General features: G+C 61.7%; 10 protein-coding genes. 4 read left to right on the forward strand and 6 right to left on the reverse strand.

What is annotated here, in order from left to right; all coding sequences use genetic code 11:
- Positions 1-18 precede the first annotated feature (18 nt).
- The 4 genes from B3C38_RS08795 to B3C38_RS08810 all read left to right on the forward strand — a co-directional run bounded on the left by B3C38_RS08795 (position 19) and on the right by B3C38_RS08810 (position 7,330).
- The gene (locus tag B3C38_RS08795; protein WP_022332254.1) at positions 19-1,704 is read left to right on the forward strand and encodes a RagB/SusD family nutrient uptake outer membrane protein; all 1,686 of its coding nucleotides are present in this window, start codon (positions 19-21) and stop codon (positions 1,702-1,704) included.
- Positions 1,705-1,777: 73 nt separating this feature from the next.
- Positions 1,778-3,283 carry a calcineurin-like phosphoesterase C-terminal domain-containing protein gene (locus B3C38_RS08800; protein ID WP_195665069.1) on the forward strand — a complete coding sequence of 502 codons (1,506 nt, stop codon included), beginning with the start codon at positions 1,778-1,780 and terminating at the stop codon, positions 3,281-3,283.
- A gap of 76 nt (positions 3,284-3,359) precedes the next feature.
- Positions 3,360-5,600, forward strand: a complete 2,241-nt coding sequence (locus tag B3C38_RS08805; protein ID WP_286726718.1) for a TIM-barrel domain-containing protein — start codon at positions 3,360-3,362, stop codon at positions 5,598-5,600.
- A 95-nt stretch (positions 5,601-5,695) separates the two neighbouring features.
- Positions 5,696-7,330: a DUF6377 domain-containing protein gene (locus tag B3C38_RS08810; RefSeq protein ID WP_286726719.1), complete on the forward strand. Its 1,635-nt coding sequence runs from the start codon at positions 5,696-5,698 to the stop codon at positions 7,328-7,330.
- A gap of 191 nt (positions 7,331-7,521) precedes the next feature.
- Here B3C38_RS08810 and B3C38_RS08815 read toward each other — a convergent pair whose 3' ends face one another.
- The 6 genes from B3C38_RS08815 to B3C38_RS08840 form a co-directional block, all read right to left on the reverse strand.
- Entirely contained in the window at positions 7,522-9,324 is a 1,803-nt protein-coding gene (locus tag B3C38_RS08815; protein WP_286726720.1) for a hypothetical protein, read from the reverse strand.
- A 92-nt stretch (positions 9,325-9,416) separates the two neighbouring features.
- Positions 9,417-11,678, reverse strand: a complete 2,262-nt coding sequence (locus B3C38_RS08820) for a hypothetical protein (protein WP_278734523.1) — start codon at positions 11,676-11,678, stop codon at positions 9,417-9,419.
- A 15-nt stretch (positions 11,679-11,693) separates the two neighbouring features.
- On the reverse strand, positions 11,694-12,416 hold the full coding sequence (locus tag B3C38_RS08825) for a hypothetical protein (protein ID WP_286726721.1): 723 nt from the start codon (positions 12,414-12,416) through the stop codon (positions 11,694-11,696).
- 222 nt (positions 12,417-12,638) lie between these two features.
- Positions 12,639-16,691 carry a hybrid sensor histidine kinase/response regulator transcription factor gene (locus tag B3C38_RS08830; protein ID WP_286726722.1) on the reverse strand — a complete coding sequence of 1,351 codons (4,053 nt, stop codon included), beginning with the start codon at positions 16,689-16,691 and terminating at the stop codon, positions 12,639-12,641.
- A gap of 45 nt (positions 16,692-16,736) precedes the next feature.
- Positions 16,737-18,746: a beta-galactosidase trimerization domain-containing protein gene (locus tag B3C38_RS08835; RefSeq protein ID WP_286726723.1), complete on the reverse strand. Its 2,010-nt coding sequence runs from the start codon at positions 18,744-18,746 to the stop codon at positions 16,737-16,739.
- Between the two features lie 3 nt (positions 18,747-18,749).
- Positions 18,750-22,019, reverse strand: coding sequence for a glycoside hydrolase family 2 TIM barrel-domain containing protein (locus B3C38_RS08840; protein WP_286726725.1), 3,270 nt, complete (start codon positions 22,017-22,019; stop codon positions 18,750-18,752).
- Between the last annotated feature and the right edge of the window lie 155 nt (positions 22,020-22,174).

The following is a 22,174-nucleotide window of genomic DNA, read 5'->3' on the forward strand; positions in this document are numbered from 1 at the left end:
TCCAAACCGAGAACCATTATGAAACTGAAACATATAATTGCCGTGACGGTCGGGGCTGCCGCCCTCTGCGCGCCTTCCTGCGACCTCGACGAGAAGTTCTACTCGGAAGTCACCCCCGATACGTTCTTCACCTCGCCCGAAAGCACCTATGCCGTGCTTTGCCGTCCCTTCACCCACTGGAAATGGTACATCGGTGCCGACCGGTGGTACCTCCAGGAGCTGACCACCGACGAGATGGTGTGCCCCAAGCGCGGCAGCGACTGGTATAACAGCGGCGAGTACTACCGCCTGCATTACCACACCTGGTCGCCCGACGACCGCTTCGTCGTCAATACCTACGACGGTACGACCGGGGGTATTTCGCGTGCCCTGGAAGCCAAGTCCGACCTCCAGGGGGTCGATTACAACGCCATCGGGCTCAACGACGCCGTCAAGGCCGACCACATCAACCAGCTGAATGCCATCACGGCCTACTTCTACATGCGCGGCCTCGACTATTTCGGCGGCATGCCCATTTACTACTCGGTGGACGACGACCTGTGCGCCCGCAGCACGGCGCGCGAGACCTACGCCCATATCGAAACCCTGCTCAAGGACGCCATTCCCGCCCTGTCGAAGAAAACGACGCTCGGGGCTTCCGAAGACGGTTACATCAAGCAGGCTGCCGCCGCGGCGCTGCTGGCCCAGCTCTATTTCAATGCGGTGGCCTACATCGGCGAGGAGCATTTCGACGAGTGCGCAGAGATTTGCCGCGACATCATCGGCGGTGTCTACGGCACCTACGAGCTGGACAAGACCTGGTACGGCCCCCACTGTTTCGACAACAACACCTCGCCCGAGGTGATCTGGACGGTGCCTTCGGAGAACTCCAAAGTCGAGTGGAACTGGTATTTCAAATATTTCTACCATTATTCATCCTACGAATATTTCGGTATCGAGACCGCAGGCTACAACGGTTTCATGCTCACGCCGTCGCTCGATCCCCAGGGACGCTACTACACGCAGTGGAAACTGGGCAATCCCTACCAGAAATTCAACGACAAGGACTTGCGTAAAAAGCCCTACCGTTACCTGGGTAGCCGCAAATACGAAGGCATGTTCCTCGTCGGCGACCAGACCAACCCCAACAACCCTTCCCAGCAGTGCCTGGGGCAGAAGGAGTATAGCGGCAAGGTGATCAACTTGGTCGACCAGGTCGCCCGTTTCTCGGAAGTGGGCACCAAATACAATTCCGTCGCCGAGCTTACCTCGACGATGGCCGACGGCGAGGAGAATTCGGGCGTACGCCTGGTGAAGGCGCCGCAGCCCAACCTCGACGACAAGCTGCTGCGCTGGAATCCCGATTGCCCGGTCATCCGCCTCTCGGAGATCTACTACATGCTTGCCGAGTGCGAGCTGCGTGCCGGTGACAAGAAGACGGCTGCCGGCCTGATCAACCAGGTTCGCGGGCGCAACTTCGAGGGCGGCGCGGATCCCAACCCCGTGACGGCCGACAACCTCGACGAATACCGTATGCTCGACGAATGGATGATCGAATTCCTGGGCGAAGGACGCCGCCGTACGGATCTGATCCGCTGGGACAAGTTCGTGACGGAATCCTGGTGGGATCATACGCCGCTCAACGACAAGAACAAAAACCTGTTCCCGATCCCCAACTCGGCGATCTCGGCCAACAACCTGATCGAGCAGAACCCCGGTTACTGATCCCCGGCGATCCCGGGGGATCCCGCCTGTCCGGGGCCCCGGGGCAAGATATGAATTTTAAAAAACCGAAAAAATGATAAAATACATCAAATATCTGTTGGTCTTCCTGCTGGCCACCGGCTTCGTGGCTTGCAGCGAGGACGAAGGCGCCCAGATTCTCGGCGGCCTCTACGAAAAGGTGGACATCACCCCCGAGCCCGGCATGAACCTCGTGGGCCGTGTCACCGACGGTGCCGGCCCGATCGAGGGCGTGGTCGTGAGCGACGGCGTCACGGTGACGACCACCGACGCCCAGGGCATCTACCAGATGCGTGTGAAGCGGAACGCCCCGTTCGTATTCGTCTCCGTCCCCGCCGAATACGAAATTCCGGTGGAGAACGGCATGCCGAAGATCTATAAGAAGATCGCCATGGGCGACAACGACGTCGTGCAGCGCAGCTTCAAGCTCGAACGCACGGGCAAAAAAGAGCGTTTCACCCTGCTGGCGCTGGCCGACGTGCAGATCGGCCGCGACGACGAGGTGACGATGCTCGACGAGGAGGTGTTGCCCCTGCTGATCCCTTACGTGCAGCAGGAACTGGAGGCCCCCGTTTACGGCATTTCGCTGGGCGACCTGGTCTGGGACAACATGCCCTTCCACGAGGTTTACAAGCAGCGTATCCGAAAGATCGGCGTGCCCGTTTTCCAGGTCATCGGCAACCACGATCACAATAAAGCCATAACCGTCGATGCCGATGCCGATGCCAGCTTCGAGGCGGCGTTCGGTCCCACGTACTACTCCTACAACATCGGCGACTGTCATTTCATCGTGCTCGACGACGTGCTCTACACCGGCTCGTCCTCTTATACCGCTGACATCACGGACGAACAGATGGCATGGCTGGAGCAGGATCTGAAATATGTCCCCAAGGACAAGCTCATCATCATCGGCCTGCATATCGCCACTTCGCGCCGCAACCGTCCCACGAGCCATGTCGCCGATTACAAGGAGCTTTACGCCCTGCTCGACGGCTATAATGTCCGGATACTTTCGGGACACTCGCACAACAACTATACGACCACGATTTCCGAAACCATCGAGGAGAATACGCTCGGAGCGGTGATGGGTGCCTACTGGAACGGCGAGGAGCTGTGCAACGACGGCAGCCCCCGCGGTTACGCCGTCTATGAGATCGAGGGCAACCGGATCAGGAACTGGTACTATAAGGGCACTGCTTTCCCGCGCGAATACCAGATGTACCTCTATGGCCCCGGCGAGGCGGTTTCCGAAAAATACCGCGACGGCCTCATCCTAAACATCTTCAACTGGCATACCACCTGGACGGTCGAGGTGCAGGAGGATAATGCCGGCTGGGTAACGCTTCCGTCCGATTCGAACCTCAGGTACGAAATGGATCGCCGCGCCTACGATTTCATGTTCGGCGACACCAAACCCGAGCACCGTCCGACGGCCGAACCCGAATCCCAGAACGACCACATGTTCTACTACAAACCCGCGTCGGAGTCTTGGGGAACGGTCACGGTGAGGGCTTCCGACCCCTACGGGAACGTATATACCGAGAGCATCCGCAACGAATAGACCCATTTTTCGCAAACACGTTTCTCCGCACTGCCCGTTCCGACGGTGCGGAGAATTTTTCAACCATATCCCGATCATGAAACATCCTTTTCTGATTTTTCTGCTCTTCCTGTGCGGCGGGTTTTCCGCCGTCGCACAGCCTTCGGGCAACCCGCTCGTTTTCGGTGAGAACCGCCTGACGCTCATTACCCCGACGCTGTTCCGACTCGAATTCGCACACGACGGCAAATTCATCGACGACCCTACCTATTTCGCTTACGACCGGGGCAGCCTGCTCCCCGCGTCGGAGTTCAGGGTGCGGGAGCTGGGCGGGAACCGCTACGAGATCTCCACCTCGGCCCTGCGCATCGTCTACGAACACGACGGATTCCCGTTCGGGCTGCATAACTTTGCGGCCTACTACAAGCTCAACGGCAAGGAGAAGAAGTTCACCAACCGCTGTATTTTCCGCAACAACCTCGGCGGCCCGGTCGAGACGCTCGACCGCGTTACCGGGGAGATCCCCATGCAGGACGGCCTGCTGAGCCGCGACGGCTGGTACGTGATCGACGACGAACGCTCCGACCTGCTGGTCGACGGCTGGCTTTGCCCGCGCGATACGAAAAGCCATGTGCAGGATCAGTACTGTTTCGTCTACGGCAACGACTACAAGGCCGCCCTTGCCGACCTGGGCGCCATCAGCGGCCGCGTTCCCATGACCCGCAAATACATCCACGGCGTCTGGTACTGCCGTTACTGGGACTATACGTCGGAGGAGTTCCTTTCGATCATCGACGGCTACGAGGAGAACGATTTCCCGCTCGACAACCTCGTCTTCGACATGGGCTGGCATACCTACGATGCCAGGATCGGCACCGGGCATGCCGGCAGCCGCAGCTGGACGGGCTATACGTGGGAGCGCAAACGCATTCCCGATCCCGGGGCGCTGATCGCCGAGGTGCACCGCCGCGGCGTTACGGTGTCGCTCAACGACCATCCCCACGACGGCATACGCCCCCACGAGGAGATGTACGCCGCCTTTATGGCGGACATGGGGGCCGACCCCGCCCATCCGCTGCTTTTCGACCTCGGCGACCGGAAATACATGGAGACGTTTTTCAAACATGCGCACCATGCCACCGAGGATATGGGCGCCGATTTCTGGTGGCTCGACTGGCAGCAGAACTACCTCTATCCCGAGGTGCGCGGCTACCGCTCCACGTCGTTGCAGTGGATCAACGAGCTCTACTACCGCCAGACCGAGCGCAGGGGGCTGCGCGGCGCCGGTTACAGCCGTTGGGCGGGTTGGGGTGACCATCGCCATCCGATCCAGTTCTCGGGCGACGCGCAGGCCAACTGGGAAATGCTGGCTTTCGAGGTTAAGCTCACGGCTGCCAGCGGCAACGCGGGCTGCTACTACTGGGCGCATGATATCGGCGGGTTCCGCGGCGATCCGAACCCCGAGCTGATGGTGCGCTGGACGCAGTTCGGCGCCCTCTCGGCCGCTCTGCGCGTACATTCGACCAAGGACGCGCGGCTCGACCGCCGTCCGTGGATCAGCGGCGAGCGCGAAACGGCCGCCATGCGCCGCATGTACCACATGCGCTCGGAGCTGATGCCCTATATTTACAGCAGCGTATGGCAGACCCACTCGACGATGGTGCCGCTCAACCGGCCGATGTATATCGACTACGGCAGCGACGAACGCGCGTATGAAAACGAACAGGAGTTCCTTTTCGGGGATATCCTGCTCGCCGCCCCGATCGCTTCGCCGGGCGAAGGCGCGGACAAGACAGCCTCGCAGAAGGTCTGGTTCCCGGCGGGCGACGTGTGGTACGACTATTTCACCCACGAACGGTTCGACGGCGGGCAGGAATGCCGCATCGCCAAGCCGCTCGAAGAGTTCCCGCTCTACGTCCGGGGCGGTTGGGTGCTGCCGATGCAGCCTTATACGCCGCGCCCCGCTTCGACGCCGCTCACGACGCTCGTCCTGCGCGTTTACCCCTCGGCGGGCGATGCCGACAATACCTATACGCTCTACGAGGACGACGGGCTTAGCCGCGATTACGAACGCGGTATCCATGCCACCACAGAGCTCAACTACCGCCGTGCGGGCGATGTGACGACCGTCACCGTCCGTCCCGCCGCCGGCAGCTACCGGGGGCAGGAGCCGAGCCGCGCCTACCGGCTCCAGCTGCCCGCCGCCGGGGAGTTCCGCCGGGTGAAGGTCAACGGCCGCACGGTGAAGCCTGCGTTCGACGGGCAACTGAGGTGTCCGGTGGTAGAGGTGCCGTCGACGGACATCCGCAAGGAGGTGAAGATCGAAATTTTCGGATAATCCGCCCGGAGCCGGTGCCCGGGAGGCGGTTCGCGTGTCCACCACGGACGCGGGAACCGTTTTTTTTGTAAATTTGTATCCAAACCGTCGAGCCGATGAGAAAGCTGAACATTTCCCCCCCCCGCCTTGTTTTTATGGCCGGTGTAGCCCTGCTCTGTGCGTGCCATAAGAGCGAAAACGAGCAGATATTCGATAAACTGGATCGGGTTATTGCGAAAAAGCATCTCTATGAGGAGCGTTTCGTCCGCCATGCCGATTCGTTGCGCCGGGAGCTCCGCGCCGCGGGCGACGACACGCTGCGGTGGCAGACGGCCAACCGCCTGTTCGATTCCTATATCACCTACAATATCGACACGGCCGCCCGTTACGCGGGGCTGATGCACAATTACGCCGACGCGACCGGCAGCCGGGAGATGAAATTCCTTTCGACGACCTGCGATGTTTCGGTGCTGATCGCCCGCAACAACATCGAAGAGGCCTACGAACGGATCCTTTCCCTCGATACGGTCGGCATCACCCGGCGGATGCGGGCCAGCTATTATACCCAGCAGATGGTGGTCTTCGGGCGGCTCGCCTCGGGCGACGGGTCGGAGGCGCGGCGGAAGGCCTATGCCGATTCGCTTTTCAGGCTCCGCCACACACGGATCGGTTTCGACGGCCACTCCCGTGTCACGCGGCAGCGGATGTATGCCCTCGAACTGATGGATCTGGACCGTTATGACGAAGCCCTGGAGGTTTTGCTGCCGCTTTACGACCCCGCGAAATACAATAGCCGCACGCTGGCCCGCATCGCCTACAACATTGCCAACGCCTATTATCTGCTCGGCGATGTCGAACAACACAAGTACTGGCTCGCCACGGCGGCGATCTGCGACTTGCAAACCCCCGTCAGGGAGTACCTTTCCCTCTATAACCTGGCCCTGTTGATGTTCGAGCAGCAGGATATGGAGCGTGCGGCGCGCTATATCCAGTGTACGATGGCCGACATGCTTGCCTGCAATTACAACACCCGTATCCTCCACTCCAGCCAGGCCGAGATGATCATCAATCAGGCCGTCGTTTACAGCATCAATTCGCGCAGCCGTATCCTGACCGTCATGATCAACATTTTCATGGGGCTGTTCGTCATCATCGTGCTGCTGCTCATCCATACCCTGCGGCAACATGCCAGGCAGCGGCGCACCAACGCCCAGCTTTCCGCGGTCAATGCCCAGCTCAGCGAACGCAACGAACAGTTCCGGCAACTGAACGACTGCCTGCGCGACGCCAACAAGATCAAGGACAACTATGTGTTCCGTTACATGCTCCTGGCCACGCAGTACCTCGGCCGGGTCGGCGAATACCGGGGCGAGCTGCTCAAAACCGCAAAGTCCGAAGGCTCCGAGGCGCTAATGCGCAAGCTGCGCTCCCCGTCGGACGTAGACCGCGACTACCGCGATTTCTACCGGATCTTCGATGAGACCTTCCTGGGTATCTTTCCCGATTTCGTCGAACAGGTCAATGTGCTGCTCGAGGAGCCGGCGCGGTTCCCCGTGCGGGCCGACCGGACGCTCCCTACCGAGCTGCGTATCCTGGCCGTCATGCGCCTCGGCATTACCGACAGCGGCCGCATCGCCGGTTTCCTCAACTGCGCTTCGGCGACGGTCTATACCTACCGCACCAAGCTGCGCAATTCGGCCCTCGGTTCACGCAGCGATTTCGAGACCCGGATCAAGCTTATCGGCCTCTGACGGGTCGGTGGCGGGTTCCCGAAGGGCTTCTGAGGGCTTTTTCCCCGGCCTTTACCGAGCCTTTACCGAGCTTCTGACGGCCTTTTGCCGAGCCTCAGCCGGAATTCCGCCGGGTCTTTGCCGGGCTCCCGACGAAGTGTGCCGCAAGGTGGTGGCACACTCCTGCCGCAAGCCCGGCACAATCCCGGCGTTTACTTTTCCCCGCGCACGATCACATAGTCGCCGGGCGTGAGCGACATCCCGCCGAGCCCGTCGAGGACGCCTGCCTTCTGCCGCCTGCCGTCTGAGATGCGGTAGAGCGTATATTTACCCTCTTTCCACGCCTTGAGCCCGATGCTCATCGTGTTCGGCGTGTCGTAGTCAAGCGCGCTGACCTTCGTCTGCAGTCGGCTGTCCCACGGCTCCCGGAGCCATCGGTGGTTGGGTTCCAGCGTGACGAACAGTTCGCCGTCCCGCTCGTCGATGAAGTAGATGCCCGTCCCGGTGTAGGTCACCAGCGGCGAACTGCCTACGCCGACGATGCTCCTGACCCCGTCGCTGACATTGAGCGGGCACCATTGCGTCACGTCGCCTGAGTGGTAGAATTTTTCCGGCGAGGAGAAGATGCTCACGTCGCGGCTTTTCGAGATGGCGAAGTTGCTACCCAGTTGTTCGTTGACCAAACGGTCATACATTTGTCCCAGCGGGGTGGATTTGTAGATTTCGCCCGCCACGATGAAGCTGGCGGCTTTTTTCGGCGTGCACGTGAGGCTCAGGAAATGCGAACCGCAGTGGTAGGGGGCGTATTCCTGCATGGTATACGTCCACATTGAGGCGCACTGCACGCCCAGCGCCCGGAAATACTGCGCCTGTATGGGGTAGAGATAGGCGCTTTGGTTGAAGAAGGTCTCGAACTCGTAGACGGTCTTCGCCTTGCCGGCGTATTCGGGGAGCGTCATCCACCCGTAGCCATTCACGTCGTCGAAATACTGGTTGAACCAGCCCGAATAATCCTGCGACGTGAGGTCTTTGGGATTGCTCCAGTAGTCCTGCGGCACGAGATCCTGCCCCGGATAGTTGCAGCAGGCCACGGCTTCGGCCTTCGAGGCGAGGGCGCCTTTGAAAATATCCGGGTTGCCGTTGCGGTAACGGTGCCAGTTGTGGCTCCAGACGACGGGCTGCTGCGCCCCGGCCTCCCGGATGACGTCGTACATGCCGTCGATATAATCCCGGATAAGTTCCTGCCGGAAGAGCGCATACGAAGCGTCGTTGTCCTGCTGCCCGTTGCCGGCCGCCCAGGACTGGAAATCGGCGTAGGCGGCGGGGTTGGACTGTATGTCCGTATAGCTGAAGGATTCGGGTTCGTTGATCAGCTCCCACAGGGCGATGTGTTTCTCAGCCGCATAGGTCGTCCCCGAATAGTTGTTTTTGCGCGTGAGCAGCTGGCGGACGTAGTTTTTCGATTTCCGGACGACCTCCTTGTCGTGTACCCACTCCTGGCGGGCGGCGGTCATGAATACCGAATTGGGCACGTAGCCGCTGCCCATGTGGTTGATAAGGGCCAGCGTAATGTAAATGCCCCGTTCGGCAGCTTCGGCGACCATGTAGTCCAGCACGTCCAGGTAGGGCGTTTCGACCAGGTTTCCCTCCGCATCGGTGAAATCGGCGGGTGTCAGGTGGCAGCGGATGACCGAAACTTTGAGTTTGGCCACCTCTTCGAGGTTGTTTTCGGCCACGCGCCTGAGCGCCTCGGCCGTTTGGGGTATCCCGTGCCTCTTGAGGCGGTCGTTGTATTCCCAGCTCAGGCAGGGCTGGAAGTTGACACCCCATAACGAGAGCTCCCCGCCGTCGGGCGCATATATTTTCCCGTTTTGTACCGATACGTAATCCCCCGTCGCGGGTGGCGTCGGCGGCGTGGGCGGGTTGGGGTCGGGGGTCTGGTCGGTTCCGGAGTTGGAGCAGCAGGCCAGTGTCATCAGCAGGCCTATTGCAACGATAAAGCGTGTCTTGATCATGGTTCGGGTTTTTGTTGGTTTCGTTCCGTTTTCAAATATAGGTTAAATCCCGTACACCCCGGCCTGCAAGAAGGCCGGGGTGCCGTGCCGCGTTATTTTTCCCAGGCGAGTTTGGGGTAGCCGCCGCCCGCGCTGCCCAGCGTCCGCCAATAGGCGGCCGGGGTGTCGGCCGTGGTTCGCCATGCCTCATGCGTCGAGGGCTGGGGCCATGCGGCGCCGAATTTCGCATTTCCGGTCTGGCTGCCTCCGCCGCCTGCCGGGATACCTTCCAGGTCGCCGTTCCAGTAGCAGTAGGAGATGTTGCCCGAATTGTGCTCGCCGACGATTGCCCCGATGGCACTGTCGCCCGTCACCTGCCCGATGTGGTAGCAGGCCGTGATGGTTCCCTTGTGGAACCCGCAGATGCCGCCTGCCCCGGCCCATCCCGAGGTCTGGCTCTCTATCAGCCCGTCGTTGTGGCAGGCGATGATCTCGGCGTCGGTGCTTTGACCCGCGATGCCGCCCGAATTCCACTTGGCGCCCACCTTGCCCGCATTGTAGCACGAGCTGATCGTCGCCCCGGCGTTGAGCTGGCCGCAGATACCCCCGGCCTGCGACCCTTCGACCGTGACGGTGCCCGTATTGTAGCAGCGCGTGATGAGCGTGGCATTGTAGGTGAGCCCCGCGATGCCGCCGTTGTTGTCGCCTGCACCCCACGGCAGGACGAGGTCGCCCGTGTTGTAGCAGTCGGCGATCTGGCAGTCGTCGGCCTGCCCCGCGATGCCGCCCGTCTTGCTGGGTTTGCCGCCGATGCCGCCCGTGTTGCCGCAGCTCGTGATCGTCCCTTTGCCGCAGTAGCCGACGATGCCGCCCGTGCCGTCCGACGGTACGGTGGCGTCGATGGTCAGCGTGCCCGTGTTCAGGCACTCCGATACGGTGCCGTTGTTGTTGTACCCGCAGATGCCGCCCAGCGTATTGCTGCCGCCGTCGGTCACCGATGCGCGGTTGGTGCATCGCTCGATCGTTCCCGTGTTCTCACCGCAGACCATGCCTGCATGCCACTGCCCCCTGAGTGCGCTGGCCGAGGCGATCACGACGTTGCGGATCGTCCCGCCGTTGGCTGCGAAGAGCCCGGCATTGCCGTTCCCGAGCGAAACCCTGAGGCGGGCGACGGTGAAGTTGCCGCCGTCATAGATGCCCTCCAGTTTCGAGATCGGCGTCCACTCGGCGTCGAGCAGGTCGATGTTGCCCTGCTGGAGGTATTTGCGCCCCCGGCTGGCGTCGTCGAGGTCGATCATCTTCAGTTCGGCGATCGTGTTGACGGGGATGAAGCCCTTGTCGTCCGCCTCGCGGAAGGCTACTTTCCCGTCGACGATCCGGAGGCTGATCTGGCTGCTCTCCTCCCGCCCGATCTCGTATTGCGTGCCGTCGCAGGCGATCCTGGCGACGATGCCGACCGGAACCCCGGCCTGCTGCATGGCCTCGCCCTTTGCATCGAGGGTGATCTGCGTGGGGCTGTCCGACCCGGCCAGGTAAACTTCGATGGTGCGGTTTTCCAGCCCTTCGATCCGGTAATGCGTCGGGGTCATGCCCTGGGCCGTACCCCCGGCTCCTTCGTCCCAACTGCCCACGCCGATGGTTCCCAGCGTCAGTTCGCTGCCGTTCAATACCAATGGTACCGTGTAGCGGTAATCGGCCAGGAACACCCCGTCGGTGGGGGATGCCGCCGCGCTGACCTCCGTCGTGCTGACGGTGCCGTTGACCGTGACCGAAACCCTGAACCCGGGTGTCGACGGCTCGATGATCGCCTGCCATTTGTTGCCGTTCCCGACGTGGCAGGCTTTGAGGCCGTCGACCGTGAGTGCCGTGGCGGCGATCGTGCCCAGTTCGAATTCCACCATGGTCTTCAGGTGCCGCATCGGGACGTTGGCCATCTCCCGCAGCGGTACCTGGGCGGGGTTGTCCCACCCCAGCTGGTCGGCGTCGATAAGTCCCTGCGCCGTACCGTCCTGGATGGCCGTGCCCTCCTTCCTGAGGATGATCCCGACGGGCTGGCGCTTGTTGTTGGGGAATACGACCGCCTCTCCGGCGGGGATCCATTTGCCGCCGTCGTATTCATACGTGGCCTGCATGCGTTCGCTGCCGCTGCCGAGCGTCACCGTCATCGTGTGCCCCGCACGGGTCGATGCCGGGCCCATCGTCGGGTCGTCGTCTCCGGTTTGGGCGCGTGAAACCTCGGCCATTTGGGTGCGGATGGAGATGCTTTCCACCGTCGTAGGCTCCGTCCGGCCCTCCTTTGCGGTGTCGTCGTCGGAGCATCCTGTCGCTGCCGTGCCCAGTGCGAGCATGGCCAGATAGAGGATATGTCGTTTCATGATAGGCTCTTTTATTTAGAAATTGATCTCGATCGTGTGGTTTTCCCCCGCTTTGAGGGCCGGCATCGTCTTGACGACGAAGTTCCGGGGACGCTCCTGGCCACCGATGGTGACCGTGCCGATGGCTTCGGGGGCTATTTCCGTATTACCCGGCAGCATAATCAACTGGGCATCACCGGTCTGAGGGTCACAGTAGGCATCGTACCCGGCGACCGAGAGCGCCGTGATCCTGCTGCCCGACATCGTGCCGGCGAGCGTGAATGTGAGCTTCGGCCGTTCGTGCCCCAGTGTCAGGGCGACGGCCTGCGCTGGGGCGACCTCCTTCAGCTCGGCCGAAAGCCAGTCCGCGGCGAGGAACGCTTCCTTCTCCCGCTGGTCTTTGGCGATGGCGCCGCCCTGTGCCTGGCGTACGGCCTCCTCCGGCCAGTATACCTTGACGGAGGACAGGGCGCTTCCGTCCACCGGGAAGTAGAGCACGTCGTCCGGGGTGGCGCCCGCCAATGTCCCGTCCGCATAGATATAGGTCGTTGTCCGGGCCTTTACGCTTACCGAGGCCCCCGCCATTCCCCGAAGGCCGAAGTAGTCGTCCGCCGAGTAGTTCGCCGCCGCCCGGCTTCCCGGGCTGATGCCTGCGATGCTGAGCCGGACGGGCATCGCGGCGTCGAAGGGTTCCTGCTCCGAGCAGGAACTTCCGGCCAGGAGCGCCGCCGCGGCACAAATGAGTAAGGATTGTTTCATAGTTTATCAGGTTTAGGTTGTTTCTCCCGTGGTACGGTATAACAAAAATAGTCCGCCCGCCCGACTTAAATTATCCCGGAATTATCAAATACTATTACGTTTCCGCCATTTGCCTTCCCTGCCCGGCCGGAGGGGCCATGCGTCTTGATCCCGTGCGGGGGCTGGAAACGGAAAAGCGGCCGGATCTGTGTCCGGCCGCCTCTCCGTCCCTGCGGGTTCGGGCTATTTCCTGCGGTGTTTTTCGGCATACTCCTTGGGCGAAAGCCCGAAATGCTCGCGGAAGCATTTGGTAAAATAGGAGTGTGAGTTGAACCCTACGCTGTACATGATCTCCGAGATGCGGGTGTCGCTTTGCGCGAGGTATTGCGCCGCCCGTTTGAGCCGCACGGTGCGGATGAATTCGTTGATCGACTCCCCGGTGAGCGCCTTGACCTTGCGGTAAACCTGCTGGTAGGAGTAACGCGAAATCTCGCACAGCTCCTGTATGCCGAATTCGGAGTTGTCGATATTCTGTTCGATAGCCTTGACCAGCGTGTCGATGAACTTGTCGTTTTCCGATTCGATCTGGATTTCCGAAGGGTCGGTGAGCAGCTTCTGGCGGTATCGTTCGCGCAGTTTGATGCGCTGCTCGATGAGCGAGTTGACCCGCGTGCGCAGCGTCTTGATGCTGAACGGCTTGGCGATATACCCGTCTGCGCCTGCCGAATACCCCTCGGCGCGGTTCTCCTCGTCGCCCTTGGCCGTGAGCAGCAGGAACGGGATGTGGCAGGTGAGCAGTTCCGCCTTGCTGTGGCGGCACAGTTCGAAGCCGTCCATGCCGGGCATCATCACGTCGCTAACCACCAGGTCGGGGTAGATGTTTCGGATCTGCTCCCACCCGTCGTTGCCGTCGTGTGCCGTGTATATTTCGTACTGTTCTTCGAGGTTTATGCGCAGGAAATTCCGCATGTCCTCGTTGTCCTCGACGATGAGCACCTTCGGGTTGCGCTCGGCGGATCCCGCTTCGGGCTGCCTTTCCGCAGTCCCGCTGGCGGGTGCCGCCCCCGCCGGGTCGACCGGGAGCGTGAACGTGAAGGCGCTGCCCCGGCCCGGGGCGCTTTCCAGGGTCAGCGTGCCGCCGTGCAGCTCGACGAAATCCTTAGCGAGCATCAGCCCGATGCCTGTGCCTCGGATCGACTCGAACGACGGGTTGCTGCCCTGGTAGAACCGCTCGAAAATATGTTCCCGGTCGGCCTCCGTGACGCCTATCCCGGTGTCCGACACCTCGACTGCGGCGAACCGTCCTTCGTCGCTGCGGCGCAGCGAAACCGTGATGCCGATATGTCCGTTGTCGGGCGTGAACTTGAAGGCGTTGGAAAGCAGGTTGTACAGCACCTTCTCGACTTTGTCGCTGTCGAACTGGAAGGTGAGCTCGGGTTCGGAGGTTTCGAAATCGTAGTCGATGCCCCGGCGTTGCGCCTGGTAGGCGAACGATGCGTAAATCCTGCGCACGAACGACACGAACTCGCCCGTGCTGGGGTTGAGTTTCATCTTCCCGTTGTCGAATTTGCGCAGATCCATGATCTGGTCGATCAGCCGCAGCAGCCGTTCGCCGTTCTGCCGCATGAGCGAGAGCTGCTCCAGCTGGCGCTTGTCCCGGATCTGTTCCCCGAGGCTCTCTATGGGGCCCAGGATGAGCGAAAGCGGGGTTTTGAATTCGTGCGATACGTTGGTGAAGAAACGCATCTTGACCTGGTTCAGTTCTTCGGTCTTCATGCGTTCGAGTTTTTCGAGCCGGAGTTCCGAGAGGAGTTTCATTTTGGTGAGCGTCAGGTTGTAGGCTACGACGATCACCACGGCGACCAGCACCCCGTAGATCAGGTATGCCCACCAGCTCAGCCACCAGGGCGGCAGGATGCGCACCTCGATCCGTGCCGTGCGGTCGCTCCATATCCCGTCGGAGTTGCAGCCCCTGACCGTGAAGAGGTACCTGCCCGGCGAGAGGTTCGAATAGGCGGCGTAGTTCTGCGTGCCGCCCGTCATCTGCCACTCCTTGTCGTACCCTTCCAGCCGGTAGGCGTACTTGTTGTTCGACGATGCGAAGTTGAGCAGCGAAAAGTAGAAACGGAACGAATTTTCGTTGTGCCGCAGCCGCAGCCGGTCGCTGTGCAGGATCGAGCGCGGCAGTACGACGCGTTTGCCGATCCGGTGTCCGGGGCGCACCTCCTTGTTCCACAGGCTGAACGATGTGACGACCGTCGGCGCCTTGTCCTCGTTGAGCAGGATCGCGTCGGGGTGGTAGCGGATGTAGCCCCCGTCGCCGCCCATGTAGATATGGCCCTGCGGGTCGATGAAGAAACTGTTGTAAATCAGTTCGTCGATCCTCAGATCCCGGTTGAGGTCGCAGACGATCTTGTTTTTCCGCACCGGGTCGTACATGATGAGCTTGTTGGTCGTGGCGGCCCAGATGCGGCCGCGGCTGTCCGACGTGAGCGTGCGGATCGACTGCGAGAGGTCGAGGTCGTTGTCGAAACGCTCGAACAGCCCGCTTGCCGGGTCGAGTTTGCAGAGGCCCCGGTCGGTGCCCGTCCACACATTCCCCTTACGGTCTACGTGGATGGTGTAGATGCGGTTGCTTATCAGGCTGCGGGGGTCGTTCGTGCGCACCTTGTACTGTATGAAGCGGTCGTTGCGCTTTTCGTATTTGAACAGCCCCTCCTGCGTGGCCGCGAACCAGATGTTGCCCTTTGCATCCACGTCGAAATAGCCGATGTCGCAGTTGTCCGAGTTGATGATGCCGCTGATGAGCCGGGTCTTGTAGCTCAGGTGCGAGATCCCGCCGTCGGGGCGGTAATGCGGGGTGATGAAGCAGAGTCCGCTGCTGATGTTGGTCACGATGTCGTGGTCGGCGTCCTCCTTGATGTCGTAGATGTATTTGAGCGAGAAGTTCTGGTTCGAGTGCTCGGCGCGTACGAAACGGTCGCGCGCGGCATCGTAGTAGTCGATCCCGTCGTTGGTTCCCAGCCACAGGGTGCCGTGGCTGTCGCGGATAAGCCGCTTGGCGATGCTGTGCGAAACCCCTTTGTCGGCCATGTAACGCGTGTATCCTGCGTCGCGTCGCGTGCTGTCGTACCGCAGGACGCCTTCGTTCGTGGTGAGCCACAGGCTGTGGTCGGGGGTTCCGAGCAGGTCGTTGACGATGACTTTGCGTTCGGCCCCTTTTCTGTCGTTGGTCAGGCGGACGCAGTCGATCTTCTTGCGTTTGAGATCGAGTTTGGCCAGTCCGCTGTCGGTGCCGATCCAGACGATGTTCTGCCGGTCGCGGAAAAGCGTGCGCAGCGAGTTGTTGGGCAGCGACGTCGGGTCGGACAGCGAACTGTAATAGGCGCTGGCCTGATGGCTGCGGGTGTCGTAGAGCGTGAGCCCGTCGGCCGTTGCGAGCAACAGGTGCGTGTCGTCGTAGCTGAGGATGCTCTTTATGTCGTTGTCCGTAAGTCCGCCGTCTTCCGCGCGGAGGGTGCCGAGCGGCTGCTCGGGATGCCGGATGTCGAGGACGACCAGGCCGCTGGAACTTCCGACGTACAGCAGGTCGGGGGTGTTCTCCGGGATATACAGCGCGTTGACCAGGTTGTTGTAGGTGTCGTTGGGCAGTTTCCGGCTCCGGGTTTCATAGCGGACGAAACTGTTGTCCGTGGGGTTGAAGCGGTAGAGCCCGTCGAAGGTGCCGAGCCACAACATCCCGTGCCGGTCGGCGCAGATGCTGCGGATTTCGTTGGCCATCCGGTCGAATGCGTCGGGTACCAGTACGAAATAGTTGATATAGCGTTTCCGCAGGTCGAGGCGGATCAGCCCTTCGAGCGTCCCGACCCACATCACCCCTTGCGGATCGTCGTGGATGCAGCGGATGCGCAGGTTGTTGAGCAGCCGCAGCGAGTCGTTGTCCGCATGGTATTTCACGAAACTTTCCGTCACGGGGTCGTAGAGGTCGAGCCCCTTCTCGGTGCCGATCCACAATTCGCCCGTGCGTGTGAGGTGTATGCAGTTGATGAACGAGGCGCTGACCGACGTCGAATCCCCGGGGTTGTAGCGGAACGTTTCGAAATTGTAGCCGTCGTAGCGGTTGAGCCCTTCGGCCGTCCCGAACCACATCAGCCCCGTACTGTCCTGTGCCACGGCGAAAACCATTTTGTCCGACAGTCCCGCGTCAATCGAGAGGTTGGTGAAATGGAGGTTCGTGACCTGTCCCCACAGGGGCAGCCAGCAAAACAGCAACAGTCCGGCAGCAAGGTGTTTCATCGGTCGTAATTTAAGGTGCTACGACAAATATACCTGTTTTTTGCATCATTCCGCCTGTTTGTCCCACAGGAAAACCGCACACTCTTCGGCTCCGAGCCTGACGGAGGCGCCTTCGGGCGACGCTTCGCCGCATAACCGGCGCGCCGAGGCGGGCAGCGGCCGCGAAAGCCCTATTTCGACGGCGTGCGGGCGTTTGTTGACCAGTACGGCCAGCCGTTGCGACGGAGACTCCATCAGACGCATCAGCACCCCGTCCGCCGGGCGGGAGAAGTGCAGCGGGGCACGGTCGATCTGCCCGCGGCAGTAGGTGCCGTAGAAATCCGCGACCCCTTTGTTGTCGCCGTGCCAGCCGCCCAGCTCGACGAGCGAGGGAAGCCACACGGCCTCGCCCTTGCCGTAGCGGTGGCGGGTGCCGACCACATCGTCGCCGTGCATGGCGATCGCCTGCGCCTTGTCGGGGGTGAGGATCCCTTTCCACAGATGCGCGGGCAGGGTCGTGGCGGGGGTGTCGCATGCGATCGTAAAATAGGGTGCGACGGCCTTGTACTCGCTGATCTGTGCGCCGAAACACCTGCGCAGCGGAAAGTCGTCCATCAGGATGCAGTGCATGTTCTGGTCGTAGAATCCGGTGAGCCCCGTGGCGATCATCCGGCCGCCTTTACGGACGAAATCGTCGAGCCGTTCCCATACCTCCGAAGGCAGTGCCACGAGGTTCGTCAATACGATCGTTTTTCCCTGCGGGTTGCTCCAGTCGTATGCGCCCATTTCGCAGATTTCGGGAACCACGCCCCAGGCGGTTATGGCTTCATAGGCCCCCGCGAGCGATTTCATGGTTGCGCTGGCCTTGCGCCCTTCGTAACGGCCGTCGTCCGACACCGCCGCATTCTTTTGCTGCGTGCGGAGCGATTCGGTGTTGTAAAGGAGCGTGATGCCGCTCCGTACGGGCCGGGCCTCGCGGAAAAAGCTTTTGTGGGCTTTCGCCGTTCGGGCGACTTCCGAGGCCGCTGTCAGGCGGTCGCTCGGCCGCCCCTGGAAATCGAGCATACCCCATTCGCCGGCTTCGAGTGCCGACGCCCGCTGGTTCAGCGTCCAGAAGATCACCCCTTCGGCGCCTGCGGCGATACCCGTCCAGAGCCATTGCGTGATCTCCCGCGCCGTGGGGCAGAGTACCTCCCTTCCGCTGGCCGTGACGTTGCCGCCCTGCATTTCGGTGATCCAGAACGGGTTTTTCCCGGCTCCGGAGCGGATGATGTCGGCCATGAGCGAGATTCCCAGCGGGTATTGCGCCCGGGTGAAATAACCGAAGTGCCAGCTCAGGTGCATCGACACGCCCAGCGAGGTCAGAAACCCTTCGTAGGCGGGGAAATCGTAGTCGGCGAGGTTGTCCAGAAGCTGGTGGGGATTGATGTGTTTGTGGTGCGCAGGGTCGTGCCGATCGACCTGCGATGCGATCCATCCCAGGTACCACGTCGTGAAATCGGTGTGGAACCGCTCTTGCGTGAAGTCGGCTTTCAGGTAGCCGTTGTCGTAGGCCGGAGTCTTCTGCGCGGCTTTCCAGCGTGCGAAAACCTCATCGGTCAGGTCGTTTCGCCCGGGCCCCGTTCCGCCCGTCCCCGGTTCGTTCTGCAACACCCAGGTGTCGAGGGCGGGATGCCCCCTGAAGTGGCTCACGACGGCTTCGATGTAATCGGCGATTTCCAGCAGGTGGGCTTTCGAGCGGGGGAATTTGAATCCGCCCACGTCGCCCAGCTCGTCGGTCGGCGGGAAGAGCGTGGCGAAGAGTTTTACGCCGTGTTTCCCGGCGGCATCGAATGCTTTGTCGTAAAGCGTGAAATCCCACGATCCGTCCGGGCGCAGCATGTGCGCCCCGAACATCCGGATGCGTGCCGTTTCGAATCCGTGCTGCGCGAGTATCCTGAAGAACCCGTCGATCTGCTTGTCGGTCTGCCCCGGTTCGATGAACACCTGCGCCCCGATCTGCGGGTATTCGGTGCGTTGCGGGTAAAGGGGTTGGCACAGGAATCCCAACGCCAGTAACAGGATTGTCTTTTTCATGGGCTATCGTTTGTTGCAAAGCCTCCGGCCGTTGCGGATTGCTTCGGATTCGTTGTTGCAGGGAAGTAGCGTGAATTTATAGGCATAGCGTTTTGCCAGCAGGCGGTACTGCTCCGAGGGGCGCGCATTCAGGCTCCATGTATCGGTTCCCCCGACCCCGGCCTGTACGCAGTCTATGTTGACCGTCAGGGCATCCGGAAGCCGCTCCACTTCGGTGACGTGGCGTGCCCTGTCGAGCGCCTCCTGCGTGCAGTCCCATACCGACATGCTCAGGGGGCTGTCCCCCGCGATCTGGATGCCGTGCCCGTTGCCCTCCGTCAGCGTGAGCCAACGCACTGCGCAGCGGTTGCCGTTCTCCTGCGGGGTGATGTAGTCGTGCATGAAGTCCCCGGGCGTACCCCGGTAGAGGCCGAGCAAAGCACCGCACGAGCGGTCGGAGTAATTTTCCTGGGGCCCTTTGCCGAAGTAGGCCATCCTCTCCAGTGTATTGGGAACCCGGGTTCGGAGCCCCGCGCGCAGCGGTTCCGGCAACTGCCCGGCGATCTGCAGGTCGTATGCCACGGCCAGCGCCCCCGTGCCGTCGAGCGTATAAACCAGCGTCAGCCGCACGCTGTCGGGAACCCCCTTTTCGACGCGCACCGTCCCTCCGGCTTCGTCGATGCGGATGCCTTCCGTCCGGATCCTTCCGGGCATCTCTTTCCAGCATCCGGCGATCTGCCCGACGCGCCATCCGCGCCAGTCGTTGTCGGTCGACGCCCGCCAGAAGTTCGGCCGCAGGGTGTCGCATACCAATGCCTTCCCGCGTACCGTATAGGAGACCAGGTAGCCGCTTCTGCGGTCGATTTCCGCCCGGACACCCGCGGCGCTCAGCACGATGCGCTCCCCGTCCTGCGAGACGGCCGCCCTGCCTGCGGCGGGTTTATGCGCGGGAGCCTTGTAGAAAGGCAGTCCGAACTGCTCTTGCGCAGCGATGTGCCCGGCCCCGGCGTAAGGGGTCGCCCGTTTTTCCCGGGCCTGTACGCGGAGCAGGTATTCGGCGCCGGGTTCGGGCTCGAAGGGGCGGAACCCGACGGTGGCCGGGGCGCTCTTGCCCGCGGGCGTCGTCGGCACGTCGAAACTGCCGCGTTGCAATACGCCCTTGTCGGTCGATATTTCCCAGGTGAAGTCGTAGCGGTCGGTTGGGGAGAAGAAATTACGGTTGTGTACGACAACCCTTCCGGCAGCAAGGTCGTCCGCCGTGAACCCGATGGGCTGGAATACGTATTTGCACTCCAGTGCCGCGGGCTTCAGCGTACGGTCGGGGTTGACGATGCCGTTGCAGCAGAACGCCGCGTCGTGATGCTCCCCTGCCGGTTCGAAATCCCCGCCGTAGGCCCAATAAGTGCGTTGGCAGGTGTCTTTTTTGACCAGCCCCTGCTCTGCCCAGTCCCAGATATGGCCGCCCAGCAGTCCCTCATGGCTGCGGATGACCGTCCAGTAGTCGTTCAGCCCGCCGGTCGAATTTCCCATCGAGTGAGCGTATTCGCACATCAGCACGGGGCGGTCGATCCGCGGGTTGAGGGCCATGCGCTCCAGCTCCCCGACCGTGGGATACATGCGGCTCACGATATCCACGTAGGCGGGATCGGTCGGATTGCCGCCGTCCTGCGGCTGTTGCGGGGTGCCTGGCTTCCCGTCTGCGGGGGCGGCACTGGTGAATACGGCCGCCGAAGTGCGCCTGAGGGGTATGTAAAGCGGGCTCGCAGGTTGTCCCTGCGCCCCTTCGTAGTGGATCAGGCGCGTGGGGTCGTAATCCTTGGCCCAGCCGGCCGCCGCCGCGTGCGCCGGGCCGCATCCCGATTCGTTGCCCAGCGACCACATGACGATGGAGGGGTGGTTGCGGTCGCGGACGACCATCCGGCTCACACGCTCCAGGAACGGGACGGCCCACTCCGGGTCGTTCGAGAGCTTCCCGCCCGAACCGTGGCTCTCGATGTTGGCTTCGTCGATGACGTAAAGGCCGTAGCGGTCGCACAGCTCGTAGAAATAGGGGTCGTTGGGGTAGTGGGACGTACGCACGGAGTTGAAATTCAGCAGTTTCATTAGCCTTACGTCCTGTTCCACCCCTTCGCGCGTGACGGTCTTTCCCGTATATTGGTCGTGGTCGTGGCGGTTTACGCCGTAGAGTTTCACGGGGACGCCGTTGACCAGCATCTCGCGTCCGCGGAGCCGGACGTCGCGGAACCCGACCTTGCAGCTGCGCGATTCGGCGACCTGCCCGTCATCGTTGCGCAGGGTCAGCACGAGGGTGTAGAGCGCAGGGTTCTCGGCGCTCCATTTTTCGGGTGCCGCGATGCGCTGCTCCATCAGTGCGAAGTAGACGTTGTCGCGTTGCGGGTAAGCCTCCGACAGGATTTCTTCGACCGGTAGTCCCATTTCACGGCCTTCGGGCGTCCCGTCGGGGGCATAGAGTTGCGCCCGCAGATGCCATCCTGCCGCCGGGGTGCCCTCGCGCAGGTCGATCGTGGGGCGTATCTGCAACAGCGCGTCGCGCATGTCGCCGTCGAGCAGCGTCCGCACCCCGAAGTCGCCGATGGCCACGTCGGGTTTTGCGGCAAGGTATACTTCGCGGTGTATGCCCGCCATGCGCCAGTGGTCGGCATCTTCGAGGTAACTGCCGTCCGTCCATTTGAAAACCTTCACGGCGAGCGTGTTCTCGCCCGGTCGCAGCAGGCCGGTGACGTCGAATTCCGAGGACAGGCAGCTGTCCTCGGAATATCCTGCCAGGGTGCCGTTGACCCAGACGTAATAACCCGAGTATACACCCCCGAAGTGCAGCACTACCCGGTCGCCTTCCCAGCTTCGGGGTACGGTGAACTTTCGGACGTAGCATCCCGTCGGGTTGTCGCGTGTGATCGACGGCGGCCTGAACTCGAACGGATAGGGGATGTTGGTGTATATCGGATACCCGTAGCCCTGCATTTCCCAGCACGAGGGAACCTCTATCTCGTCCCAGTTTCCGAGGTCGGCGCCCGGTTGCCAGAACCCTTCGGGGCTTTGGGCGGCGTCTTCCGCAAAACGGAATTTCCAGACGCCGTCGAGCAGCATCATCCGTGATCGGGCGCGGTCTCCCGCCAATGCATCCTGCGGGGTCTTGTAGGAGTAGGAGGTGGCCCGGGCGGGCAGGCGGCGCAGGGCGTTGACGTGCTGGTCGGCCGGGGCGTCCCATCCGTCGGCGGCTGTTGCGGCGCCGTATGCAAGCGTGCACAGGAGGATTGCCGTAAGTCGTTTCATAGTTCGGATAAGGTAGAGTTTTCGATGGAACAAATATAGGAATACTCCACCCGCCGGATTTGCACGGATTTATCAAAAATTAACAGAAAACCGGCCTTTCGCCCCTCCTGCGCTGTCCCGACGAAAATGTGTTAGCATCTGCTGAACCGGTTACA

This window comes from Alistipes sp. UBA1686, assembly GCF_002320215.1.
Taxonomy (GTDB): Bacteria; Bacteroidota; Bacteroidia; order Bacteroidales; family Rikenellaceae; genus Alistipes; species Alistipes onderdonkii.

Excerpts from the sequence above, each read along its gene's own strand:
- B3C38_RS08795 (WP_022332254.1), top strand. The coding sequence starts at position 19 with ATGAAACTGAAACATATAATTGCCGTGACGGTCGGGGCTGCCGCCCTC.
- B3C38_RS08800 (WP_195665069.1), top strand. The coding sequence starts at position 1,778 with ATGATAAAATACATCAAATATCTGTTGGTCTTCCTGCTGGCCACCGGC.
- B3C38_RS08805 (WP_286726718.1), top strand. The coding sequence starts at position 3,360 with ATGAAACATCCTTTTCTGATTTTTCTGCTCTTCCTGTGCGGCGGGTTT.
- B3C38_RS08810 (WP_286726719.1), top strand. The coding sequence starts at position 5,696 with ATGAGAAAGCTGAACATTTCCCCCCCCCGCCTTGTTTTTATGGCCGGT.
- B3C38_RS08815 (WP_286726720.1), bottom strand. The coding sequence starts at position 9,324 with ATGATCAAGACACGCTTTATCGTTGCAATAGGCCTGCTGATGACACTG.
- B3C38_RS08820 (WP_278734523.1), bottom strand. The coding sequence starts at position 11,678 with ATGAAACGACATATCCTCTATCTGGCCATGCTCGCACTGGGCACGGCA.
- B3C38_RS08825 (WP_286726721.1), bottom strand. The coding sequence starts at position 12,416 with ATGAAACAATCCTTACTCATTTGTGCCGCGGCGGCGCTCCTGGCCGGA.
- B3C38_RS08830 (WP_286726722.1), bottom strand. The coding sequence starts at position 16,691 with ATGAAACACCTTGCTGCCGGACTGTTGCTGTTTTGCTGGCTGCCCCTG.
- B3C38_RS08835 (WP_286726723.1), bottom strand. The coding sequence starts at position 18,746 with ATGAAAAAGACAATCCTGTTACTGGCGTTGGGATTCCTGTGCCAACCC.
- B3C38_RS08840 (WP_286726725.1), bottom strand. The coding sequence starts at position 22,019 with ATGAAACGACTTACGGCAATCCTCCTGTGCACGCTTGCATACGGCGCC.